At 45.8% G+C, this 11,049-nt stretch carries 10 protein-coding genes; 2 read left to right on the forward strand and 8 right to left on the reverse strand.

Annotated elements, in window-relative coordinates; all coding sequences use genetic code 11:
* Positions 1–524: transaldolase family protein (locus IQP38_RS26635; RefSeq protein ID WP_322621759.1), on the reverse strand; the 524-nt coding region annotated here is incomplete at its 3' end.
* Positions 525–990: 466 nt separating this feature from the next.
* On the opposite strand from IQP38_RS26635, the gene IQP38_RS19745 reads away from it, so the two are divergent.
* The gene (locus tag IQP38_RS19745; protein ID WP_005387670.1) at positions 991–1,992 is read left to right on the forward strand and encodes a sugar-binding transcriptional regulator; all 1,002 of its coding nucleotides are present in this window, start codon (positions 991–993) and stop codon (positions 1,990–1,992) included.
* Between the two features lie 165 nt (positions 1,993–2,157).
* On the opposite strand, the gene IQP38_RS19750 is transcribed toward IQP38_RS19745, so the two are convergent.
* The 5 genes from IQP38_RS19750 to moeA all read right to left on the reverse strand — a co-directional run bounded on the left by IQP38_RS19750 (position 2,158) and on the right by moeA (position 7,912).
* Positions 2,158–2,988 (reverse strand): sulfurtransferase, encoded by an 831-nt coding sequence (locus IQP38_RS19750; protein ID WP_047101230.1) that lies wholly within the window; start codon positions 2,986–2,988, stop codon positions 2,158–2,160.
* Positions 2,989–3,128: 140 nt separating this feature from the next.
* Positions 3,129–3,623: a hypothetical protein gene (locus tag IQP38_RS19755; RefSeq protein WP_017819903.1), complete on the reverse strand. Its 495-nt coding sequence runs from the start codon at positions 3,621–3,623 to the stop codon at positions 3,129–3,131.
* A gap of 12 nt (positions 3,624–3,635) precedes the next feature.
* Positions 3,636–5,741, reverse strand: a complete 2,106-nt coding sequence (locus IQP38_RS19760; protein WP_064369355.1) for an LruC domain-containing protein — start codon at positions 5,739–5,741, stop codon at positions 3,636–3,638.
* Between the two features lie 176 nt (positions 5,742–5,917).
* Positions 5,918–6,667 carry a molybdopterin-synthase adenylyltransferase MoeB gene (gene moeB / locus IQP38_RS19765; RefSeq protein WP_038895741.1) on the reverse strand — a complete coding sequence of 250 codons (750 nt, stop codon included), beginning with the start codon at positions 6,665–6,667 and terminating at the stop codon, positions 5,918–5,920.
* A 9-nt stretch (positions 6,668–6,676) separates the two neighbouring features.
* A complete protein-coding gene (gene moeA / locus IQP38_RS19770) occupies positions 6,677–7,912 on the reverse strand; it encodes a molybdopterin molybdotransferase MoeA (protein WP_017635208.1) in 1,236 nt (411 codons plus the stop codon).
* A gap of 287 nt (positions 7,913–8,199) precedes the next feature.
* Between moeA and folE the strand changes: the two genes are divergently transcribed.
* Complete coding sequence (gene folE / locus IQP38_RS19775) at positions 8,200–8,853, forward strand: GTP cyclohydrolase I FolE (RefSeq protein WP_005373478.1); 654 nt, start codon at positions 8,200–8,202, stop codon at positions 8,851–8,853.
* Positions 8,854–8,898: 45 nt separating this feature from the next.
* On the opposite strand, the gene IQP38_RS19780 is transcribed toward folE, so the two are convergent.
* On the reverse strand, positions 8,899–9,846 hold the full coding sequence (locus tag IQP38_RS19780) for a TDT family transporter (RefSeq protein WP_005373475.1): 948 nt from the start codon (positions 9,844–9,846) through the stop codon (positions 8,899–8,901).
* Between the two features lie 261 nt (positions 9,847–10,107).
* Positions 10,108–11,049, reverse strand: a 942-nt coding sequence (clcA, locus tag IQP38_RS26640) for a H(+)/Cl(-) exchange transporter ClcA (protein ID WP_228010127.1), incomplete at its 5' end; no start/stop codon positions are given.

Genomic DNA, 11,049 nt, shown 5'->3' on the forward strand with positions numbered 1-11,049 from the left:
ATTAGGAATACACCCGCTTCTGCACAAGCACGTGCTTGAGCGAACGAGAATAGAAGCGTTAGGTTACAGTTGATGCCTTCTTTTTCTAGGATCTCAGCTGCGCGAATGCCTTCCCAAGTTGAAGCCAGTTTGATAAGGATACGGTCGTTAGTGATGCCAGCATCGTTGTACATTTTCACTAGTTGACGAGCTTTCGCTACGCTGCCTTCCATATCGTAAGATAGACGAGCGTCTACTTCTGTAGAGATACGACCTGGGATAGTTTTTAGGATTTCTTTACCGATGTTTACTGCAAGCATGTCACAAGTATCTTGAACTTGTTGAGCTTTGTCGTTGCTCTGTGCTTTAGCGTATTCGATTGAAGCATCGATTAGAGGTGCGTACTCTGCGATTTGAGCGGCTTTAAGGATAAGAGAAGGGTTAGTTGTTGCGTCTTCTGGCTGATACTTTTTAATTGCATCAATTTCGCCAGTGTCTGCTACTACAGTCGTTAGTTTACGAAGTTGCTCTAACTTGTTGCTCATAATCGATCATCCTATTTAAATGGGCTTAAGCGTGATTTTTGTTATCACAGCTTGTGCATTTGCAAGCGAGTTAGCTAACCGTCTCATCGCATTTAATGAGACATCTGCTCAGCCAACTACGGAAAATTTCGTTACCGAACAAATGCTATGAACATTTGATCGATAGCTGAGTAAATGATGTGTCCATATTTATCCTATCTATGCTGAAAGTCAATCGCTGAAATGGACTTATAGTGAACTTCATCAACGTTTTTTTACTGTGTGTTTAGTGGTTAACCCAAATAAACGATTGCCCTTATTGTTCAAAGCTTGAGCGTTGTCCAAGAGGGTAAAAAATTGTAGTGAGAAAATGTTATTGCGATGAGCAAATGTAGCGTTTAAATTGATAAAGAACATATGCTAAGTCAATGAGCATATGTTCACTTATTGCATACAATATCGATCCTCTTAAAGGGCGAGAGAAACCATGAGCAGTTCTAATCAAGATATTTCCATTGAAAACACGGATTTGTTGACAGAGATTTCCGTCGCGTATTATCAAGACGGTGCGACTCAGGAAGAGATATCGAGAAAATTTGCCATATCACGCGCAAAGGTCGGGCGAATGCTCAAGCAGGCGCGTGATGAAGGCATTGTTGAAATTACCGTTAAATACCATCCGGTGTTCAGCGCCAAGATTGAACAACGTTTGATCGAGCGATTCGGCGTTAAGCGCGCGCTTGTTGCTCTTGATCAACCGAATGAAGAAGCGCAACGACTACAGGTATCGGGATTGGTGTCCAATTATCTCACTAGCACGCTCAAAAACGGCATGGTGGTGACGGTCGGACAAGGGCGCAACGTGTCGTCTGTCGCTCACCATATTGGTGTTATTACGCCGCGTGACTGTAAATTTGTGTGTGGCATTGGTGGTATTCACCCGCGTGGCGGTATGTATAACGCCGACCATATTTGTCGTCAGTTGGCGAAGAAATATGGGGGAACCTCTGAAACCCTTTATGCGCCGGCATACGCAGAAAATAGAGAACAGAAGTTGGCCTTCATGCAAAATGCAACCGTGAAACAAACGCTCGACCTAGCACGTAAAGCCGATGTTGCTTTGGTTGGTATTGGTGACATGAGCGAAAACAGTTACATGGTCGACTTAGGTTGGTTTACGCCTGATGAAGTGGTTCAGTCGAGACTTCAACAAGGTGTGGTAGGGGATTTTGCAGGTTATGACTTCTTTGATATTCACGGTAATGTAGCGAACACGGTAATGAGTGACCGAGTAATTGGACTTGGTATTGAAGAGTTTCGGCCGATCTCGGAAGTCATTGCGATCGCAGCTGAGAACAGCAAGCCACTCGCTCTACTCGGAGCATTAAGAACTGGAGCGATAGACGTGATCGCCACGAGCGTTAGTAACGCATTAACCGTGCTCAACTTAGATGAGCAAATGCACGGTAACGCGACATCTGAACGCTAACGGAAATAGTCGGCTTTTGATGTAGTCAGGCTATGAGGAGGGACAAATCACTCATAGCCAGTTTCTATTTCGAAATGACAAGTTTGGTTTAGAAGCTGCGTTTAGTTTATTGGAACACATCATCTTTAGATAAACGTAAGATACTTTGTTAAACAGACACTTGTCTTAACGCTCGATAGGTAGAGAGTGGTCAGCACCCCATTCGGTCCAAGAACCGTCGTACACCGACAGATTGTCTAGACCAATTTGATACGCCGCGAGTAATAAAATGCATGCGGTTACACCGGAACCGCAACTAAAAATAATCGAATTGTCACTATCTATCGTTAGTGCGCTAAATATCTGTTGCAACTCTGAGTTTGGTTTAATGTGACCGTTGGTCAAGAGTTCTTGAAACGGTAAGCAAACCGAATTTGGAATGTGCCCACTACGTAGACCTTCTCGTGGCTCAGGCACTTCACCAAGGAATCGTGCTTTGGCTCTGGCATCGATGATGTTGGCACTTTTATTGGTTGAATGAGCAAGAACATCTTGTGCACTCAAAAAGGCATTTTGGTTGAGCTTACCTGCAAAGTTACCTTCTTCGCTTGGTTGCGATAGGGTACTTTCAACAGGGAATCCGGCTTCAATCCAAGCGGGAAGGCCGCCGTTTAAGACTCGAACATTATCATGTCCCATAGCTTTGAACATCCACCAAGCTCTTGGCGCGGCTAAAGTGCCTGAGTTGTCATAAACCACAATCAAATCTTCGTTGTTCAAACCGAGTTGTTGCGCACTTTGGTTGAAGCCTTCTTCTGTTGGCATCATATGCGGCAGGGAAGAACCGGGTAAGCAAAAGTCATTGTCGTAATCGAAGCGTAAAGTATTTGGAATCCACTTATCTTGAATCTTTTTGCCTTCAGAAGGGATTTGAAACGCAATACTAGCGTCGAGGAGCTTGACGTTAGGTTGGCCGAGAAGGCTATTGAGTTCATCAGTACTAATCAGTGCTTGCATTGTCTTTAGTTTGCTAGGTGGATAATCTTACTGTTTTACAACAAAAAAATCGCATGTTCAAAAGAACGATGCGATTTTTAAGCTTGAGATTGAAGATTTATGATGAAAGGTCGCTTTCGCCATGCCTTCAATCTATCTAGTTACATGGTCCAAGTGTTGTCTCCAGAAGTAATCACTTTCTGAATTGGGTCACTGCCGTCATAGAACCAAATTTCAACAAGTAGGCTACCTTGGCTATCAGAAACATTAAAGTCGACGTTTGCTGTACCGTTGTTGAGTGGAACCGATGCGACTTTGCTTGGATATTTTGCATCGTAGTTACCTGAACTGTTCTCGACAAACTCTTTGTACACACTTAGGTGTGCACGTTGTGAAGAGAAACCACTGATGTCTACATTGAGCGTACCCTCCGTCACTGAGTTGTAGCTAAAGCCATCCGGTACTACTAGGTCCTGCATGGTTGCATTTTCTACAGTTACGGTAGTCTCTTCTACGGTTGTTTCTTCCTGTTGGGTTGTGTCTTCCTCTGCAACGGTGGTTTGGGTTGGTGAAGGTGGTGTACTGTTACCACCTCCGCCGCCACCGCCACAAGCCGTTAGTGCTAATCCCATGATGATTGTGATAAGTGCTTTCATAATGTTATCTCCCTATGGAATGTAGCATTTGTTAGGTGTTGGAGCGGTGTGCCAATCTGTGCTTCGTTCGCCACCAGACTCAGCCCAAGTTTGGAATTGAGGGTATGCATCGACCATGTCTACACGCTCTAGCGGCCAATCCCAATCTTCTACTATCAACAGTGCCCAAGGTAAGTTGTTTGCTGTTTTGAAGTACACACCTTGCGCAGGGGCACTTGCATCGACGCCGACACCGAAGAGGTTTTGGTCATCAAACTGTTCTGTTGGTGCTTGGTCTGCTAAGTGAACTTCCCATTTACGACCTGGTTGGAAGGTAATCCCGTCGCCATGGTAAGTCCCCGGCGTTGCGAAGATGAACGGGTCGTATGGCATGGCTTGAATGGCTGAACGGTCAGAGCCTTCGGTGAAGTACACATTCAAGGTAAAGGTGAGTGAAACGTTATCATCACAGCCAGACTCGGTACGGAAGTAGCTACAGCTGCTAGCCGCGTGTGTGCTTAAGTCTTCACTGATGATGAAAATTGCTTCATCAGAAATACTTTCCAAACCATTAGATGCTTGTTCTACACCATTGAAGGATAGCGTTGTTAATCCGTTTTCAATCGAGCTTCTCAATACACCCGGTAGTCGGATTGCGAAGCCATTTTTGTAACTTGCGCCGTAGGCCGCTAGGTCACCTGTAATCTGGATATTCTCAACATGACCAGCAAGACTGGTTTCAGTGATGCGGAATTTCACGACCACATCGTTCATGTCGTAGTCTGCGGTGTATGGCCAGTTATCTTCGTAAGCCACGGTGGCGTAATCTTCTGCACTCGGGAAATACTCCACTGAGTAACCATTACCAGTGATGGTAATTGGGTAATCTTCCACCTCACCAGACGTCGAACCACCATCGTAGTTTAATCCGGTTTGTTGGCTAAAGCGGAATCGGCTCCAGCTAGACCCTTCCGTTGCAGCGGTTGAAACTACAAACGGTAGGGGATTATTACCCGCAGACAGTAATTGGTCGGTAAAGACTTGCTCACCTTCATCATCAAAGTCACCATCGCGGTTCCAGTCAAACCATGCTGATAGGTAGCCAGAAGTAGAAGCTGTCACATTCACAATTGAGCTTAAGCCTGGATCAAGTGCGGATACAAAACCAACACCATCTTCATCGGCTGTGCCCACAGAGTTATCGTTTGCCTGTCCGTCGGCATCACCATCTGGAGCAACAGAGCCAAGCCAAGTTGCACCGTCCACTTCGTGGCGAGGACCGTTTGACGCAAGCGTGGTGTGGTAGCTGTCTGGAGCATCACCAAAATCAATTGGCTCGTCTTCGTTAATCACCGGAGCATTTGCACAACGTGCACCGTCATTTTGGCTTGAGCTTGGACCGTTGGATACAAACTCAACCGCAGGAACGATACCTGCTGCGATATTGGCTGCGTTACCTTCCGAAAGGTCAACGCGATAGATTTTGCCATCTTGGTTACGTGACACGTAGTAGTTGCCGTTTACATCGAAGTAGCCAGCACCAAATGTGCCTTTCTCACCTGTGTCACCTATCGCAGTTGCGCTACCATTTGATGGGTTGAACTGATATAGCACACCAGAGTTGTTGTCGATGCCGTAAAGGGAGCCATCACCTGGATGGAATGCAAAGTCGGTTAGGTTCACAGTCGCTGTTGAGCTGATTTTCACGATGCTCAATGTCGCATTTGGATCAGAATCGAGCGGAGAAAGGTCAATGGAGAAAAGTCCTTTGCCTTTGCGGTACAAGTAGTAGACGTGGTTGTAAACGTCACCTACGTAAAACGTGTGGTCGGTAGGAAGACCCGAAACATCAAGTGTCTCTGCTTGGAAGTCTTGACCAAGACGAACAATCTTTTTGTTTGTGGTGTCGTAGCCGTAGATATAACGGTCAGTGAAGTTAAAGCCTACACCGTTGATGCCCGAAGCCAAACCTGTGTCGTCCTCTAAAAGAGTCGTAGAGCCTGTAACCAAATTGACGCCATAGATTTGAACCGGGGTTGATTGGAACAGGTATGCTTGGCTTGGGCACGTATCAAATGGCGCCGCTTGTGCGTAAGCGCTCGCTATTAGAGACCCAAGTAGTAGTGATGTCCTTTTCATAATTCGCCCTCTCATTGGTTCGTGATATATGCAATGAAAGGAATGTGCCAACTTTTAAGTTGTTGAATTTTATTGATTTAATATTTGTAAGAAGAGGGGTTTTAAATCTGATTGTCAAAATGAGAAAAAAGCCCAACATCGAGTTGGGCTTTTTGGGAATGATTAGAGGTTTAGAACTAACTACAAACCGGACAGGTTGGCATTTTCATCAGATTCATTTCTCGCCAAGACATGCTGAGCGCGTCCAAAATCAGAATTTTGCCTTTCTTTGGTTGGCCGTAATCAGCAATCACTTTGATCGCTTCCATCGCTTGTACTGCGCCAACAATACCCACAACAGGCGCCATGACTCCGGCTTCGACACAACTTAACGCACCGCTGCCGAAGAGGGCACTTAAGCACTGGTAACATGGTTGTGCTGGATCATCGTAAGTAAACACACTCACTTGGCCCTCCATACGAATGGCCGCGCCTGAAATTAGCGGTGTTTTGGTCGCAAAACATAGGCGGTTAAGTTGATTGCGCGTATCGACGTTATCTGATGCATCGACAACAATAGTGTGTTGCTTAATCAGGCTTTCTAACGCTGTATCATCAAGACGTTTTGCGATGGTATCTACGATAATGTGCGGATTAAGTTCGCGTAGTGCATCTGCCGCTGATTCTACCTTCTTACGACCAATATCTGCATCGTGGTGCAGCACTTGGCGCTGAAGGTTAGACAATTCGACGATATCATCATCAATCAGTGTGATTTTACCGACACCAGCAGTGGCCAAATATTGGCTTGATGCGCAGCCTAAACCGCCAGCACCAAGCATCAATACCGATGCTTGTTTGAGTGCTTCTTGTCCTTCAAAGTCAAACTGACGAAGAATGATTTGGCGGTTGTAACGCAGCATTTCCTGATCGGAAAGAATATCCACAACGACTTCCTAGTAAAGGGTTGAGTTGAATAGTTGAATCTGAACCGTTTCGCCCACTTCAACTCGGCCGCGTTCGCGTTCCAATACAACAAAGCAGTTCGCTAGGCTCATTGAGCGGAACGCGCCAGAGCTCTGGTTGCCGGTTGTTTCAACCACAAACTTACCATCTTCCAATGTGTAGATACCACGTTGATAATCGGTACGACCTGGCGCTTTCTTAAATGCGGTTTTGGTTGTTGCTGGAATAGACTCGGGTGCTTTCCATTCGGTATGACCTGCAAGTTTTGCCAGCATTGGTTGAACAAGCACGTACATAGTAAGAACTGCAGAAACCGGGTTACCTGGCAGACCACAGAACCAAGCAGTGCTTAGCTTGCCAAATGCGAAAGGTTTACCCGGCTTGATTGCTAGCTTCCAGAAGCCAATTTCACCAAGTTCTTCAAGAATGTCTTTGGTGTAATCTGCTTCGCCTACACTGACACCGCCTGAGGTCACGACCACATCTGCCAATGTTTGCGCTTGCTCAAAGGTCGCTTTTAGAGTCTCTGGGCAATCTGGAATGATACCAAGATCAACGGCTTCACAACCGAAGTTCTCGATAAGCGGTTTAATACCGTAACGGTTGCTGTCGTAGATCTGACCTTCGTCTAGCGGTTCGCCCAGTGGTTTAAGCTCGTCACCAGTAGAGAAGAACGCAACTTTTGGTTTACGTACTACAGTCACATGGCTAACACCAAGAGACGCAATCATCGGAATATCGCGAGGTGTCAAACGCGCACCTTTTGCCAGTACGATGTCGCCTTGTTTGATGTCGTCACCTGTTGGGCGGATGTTGTTTTGCGGCTTCACGTCAGTTTGGTTGAACTGAATGCCAGCATCCGTCACTTCTGTGTTTTCTTGCATTATAACGGCATCACAACCCTGTGGGATTTTTGCGCCAGTCATGATGCGAACACAGGTACCTTGAGGCCATTCACCTTCAAAAGGTTGTCCTGCAAATGATTTACCTGCCAGAGGCAATACAGAAGATGACTCAAGATCTTGAATGCGAATAGCGTAGCCATCCATTGCTGAGTTGTCGAATGGCGGTACGTGGATAGGAGACAAGATATCTTCTGCCAGTACAAAACCGAGTGCTTCAGCAAGTGGAAGAGAAAGCGTTGTTTGGATAGGTTTGATTCGCGATAACATTTTGTCCATCGCTTCTTCAATTGGCATCAAGCCAGGTGCGTCGCAGCAGCCCATTGAGAAAATCCTGTGTTCTTTTGTTTTGTGGCAACTTTACCATAAAAGGGGACTGAGTAAGAATGTCCACCTATAAAATATGGGTGTAATTATTCAAAAATCCGAGTATCCTTGTCAGCCATCCAAAAGGGGTAAAAAACCTGCGGAGCTCAAGAAAATCAGCTCAGTACCTTCATCTGATGTGACTTGGTGTAAAGACACGAACTGAGCAACTCAAAGCGAAAAGTATGAATGCAATTTTGATTGGGTTTGTACGAAGGCTGAAGTAAAACAAAAGAGGAAGTGGAATGTCAGGTCTTAGCGAGTCAGCGAAGTTAGTAAAAGAAGCGCTAGAGCAACGCGGTTTGGAAACGCCAATGCGTCCAAACAACGTAAGTCGTGAAGAGAAGAAAGAGAAGATCGAACACCACATGCGTGAGATCTTAGGTCTGCTTCAACTTGACCTTACCGACGATAGCCTAGAAGAAACCCCACACCGCATTGCTAAGATGTACGTTGACGAAATCTTCTCCGGTCTGGATTACTCTAACTTCCCTAAAATCACGGTGATTGAGAACAAGATGAACGTGAGCGAGATGGTTCGCGTGAAGGACATCACAGTGACCAGTACTTGTGAACACCACCTTGTGACCATTGATGGCAAGGCGGCTGTGGCTTACATTCCACGTGGCAAGATCATTGGCCTATCAAAGATCAACCGTATCGTTCGCTTCTTTGCCCAGCGTCCACAAGTTCAAGAGCGTATGACTCAGCAGATTCTTGTTGCACTTCAAACGTTGCTTGAGTCTGATGATGTGGCAGTGACAATTGACGCAACACACTACTGTGTGAAATCTCGCGGTGTGATGGATGCAACCAGCGAAACCACGACAACAGCATTGGGCGGTATCTTCAAAAGCAACCCAGCAACGCGTGCCGAGTTTCTGCACGGTTTACGTTAGGTAACCAAGCACTATTCTAAGAGGATGGCAAACGCCATCCTTTTTTTATGCTTGTTTAGAAAATGACTTCATGATTTCTGGCCAATACATTTTGACGTAACCTGCCGATACCCAAACAACCAATACAGTCGCGATACTGAGCTCTAGAAAACCAAAGTCGTGCAGCCAGTGCCAGTGAGGGTGCGATTCGGCAAAAAAAGAGGTTAAGCGATGCATTGCGATAGCGCTGATCACGGAAGGAAAGGTTACTGCCGCGATAGAAGGTTGAAACTTCAAGCGAAGTAAGCGGAAGTAACATAAGTAGATCAATAAAGTCATAGTGATGGCGATCCCTGCCAATGCGCCTGTCAGTATCGGATCAGGTAAGGGAAAGTTCACCAAGTATGCTGCTAATGACAAGTTTACCGGCGCGGCCATAATCGCGAGGGTCGGTCTTGCTCGCCTTGGTAGAGAGCCGAAAAACACTAAACGATACAACACGAGTGGCAGCATGAAGAAATAAATGCCGATGCACATCATCGCTAATGTTTCGGAGAATAAGTTGTGACCTAGTTGAGAACCGGCTAGTGAACTACTGATTAGCCCCACCGGATAAAGAAACCAACTCGGTACGATATTGGACATTTTGAAGTTCATTAGCTGAAAGCTAAAAAACAGCACCATCATAGTAAAATGCAGCAAAAGCGCCATAAACCAAAGTGGATAAGCGATGATAGGTGCTACAGCGGCAAGATAATCTGCAAGGATCAGTAACGCCATACTCATTGGTGCCATTAAACTACCACTCAGCGGGTGACGAATGTCGACCATGAATAATCGTGGATTCGCGGCATATTTTATGAGTACAGGGGCGAGTAAAAGTGCGCCGAGTGACGCCAAAAATGGGCGTATCGGTTCACCAATCTCAGGAACATAGAGTGCCCAAGCTTGCCCTAAACCTATCATACCTAGTGCCAACGCGGCTTGAGACGGCGGGACACTATAAAACTGCACAAGTCTTCTCCAGTTCAAATCTACTCCATTTGATTTTTGCCTGAATGAAACAAAACATGACGATTTGGATGAAATGCTCTATTTAAGTAGCGAATACTAACAAGTATGGAGAGGGGTTTCTCATGAAAGGTGGTGAGCAAATATCAGAGAATGATAATTTTGTGAGTTTGGTATCGAATATTTGGAAAAAGATGCAAAAATGCAGAGTTTATCGCTCCAAACCCTTCGATAGTCCGGAGCGAAGTGATAACAAAGAGAATGTTATGTTGATTGATTCTCCGGTAGATCCTGTTGGCGTAACTTTTCGTTTTTGATTGTGCGATGCAGCAGCTGGCTGTAAATAGGTTGTCCACCCAACAATTGAGCAATAATCACAGCGCCCAAACAAGTAATGATCAATGGCAGGATTAAGTAGTAGTTATTCGTCATTTCAATCACTAACAAAATACCAGTAATCGGTGCACGTACCGTTGCAGCAAACAGTGCACCCATGCCCGCAATCGCAAATACACCAGGCTCGATATCAAGCACAGGGAGCAAGACATCAGCACTTGCTCCGAACGCATAACCAAATAAGGTTCCCAGAGCAAGCATAGGTGCAAAGATGCCTCCCGGCGCACCAGAACCAAAACAGAGCAGGGTTGTAATTACGCGACCAAAGAAAAGCAAAACTAAAATAGATACCGAGTAGTTACCGTTAGTAATGTCAGGAATAAGGCCGATACCACCACCAGTTAGTTGGGGTACGTACAAAAGAAGCAAACCAAACACGCCTCCCAGTAGCGAACCCACAATCAAGTAGCGCTTACGATCGTTTTTGTGAATTGCGACAAAACTGTCTTGTGCCACGGTAATCAGTTTATTGAAGATCACGCCAAACACGCCAAACAATGCGCCAAGCAATAAAAACAGCCATAGGGTTTGAAGCTCTGGCGACTGGTATTGCGGCATAGTGATAACGGCGTCTTGCCCGTTGATGGCGCGAAACACTATGTTCGCCATAATGGCAGAAATGATCACTGCGCGAATTGAGATCAAAGAGTAGCGAAACTGAGGTCGCATTTCCTCCACAACGAACATAATGCCTGCGAGTGGGGCATTAAAAGCCGCAGCCAAACCGCCAGCAGCACCAGAAGCGAGCAGGGAGTGGCGGGTATCGTCATCCTTTACCCGGAATATATCGGTCACCATTCGACCAACAGC

The sequence above is a fragment of the Vibrio sp. OPT41 genome (assembly GCF_015163595.1).
In the GTDB taxonomy this organism is placed as follows: Bacteria; Pseudomonadota; Gammaproteobacteria; order Enterobacterales; family Vibrionaceae; genus Vibrio; species Vibrio alginolyticus.

Excerpts from the sequence above, each read along its gene's own strand:
- IQP38_RS19745 (WP_005387670.1), top strand. The coding sequence starts at position 991 with ATGAGCAGTTCTAATCAAGATATTTCCATTGAAAACACGGATTTGTTG.
- IQP38_RS19750 (WP_047101230.1), bottom strand. The coding sequence starts at position 2,988 with ATGCAAGCACTGATTAGTACTGATGAACTCAATAGCCTTCTCGGCCAA.
- IQP38_RS19755 (WP_017819903.1), bottom strand. The coding sequence starts at position 3,623 with ATGAAAGCACTTATCACAATCATCATGGGATTAGCACTAACGGCTTGT.
- IQP38_RS19760 (WP_064369355.1), bottom strand. The coding sequence starts at position 5,741 with ATGAAAAGGACATCACTACTACTTGGGTCTCTAATAGCGAGCGCTTAC.
- moeA (WP_017635208.1), bottom strand. The coding sequence starts at position 7,912 with ATGGGCTGCTGCGACGCACCTGGCTTGATGCCAATTGAAGAAGCGATG.
- folE (WP_005373478.1), top strand. The coding sequence starts at position 8,200 with ATGTCAGGTCTTAGCGAGTCAGCGAAGTTAGTAAAAGAAGCGCTAGAG.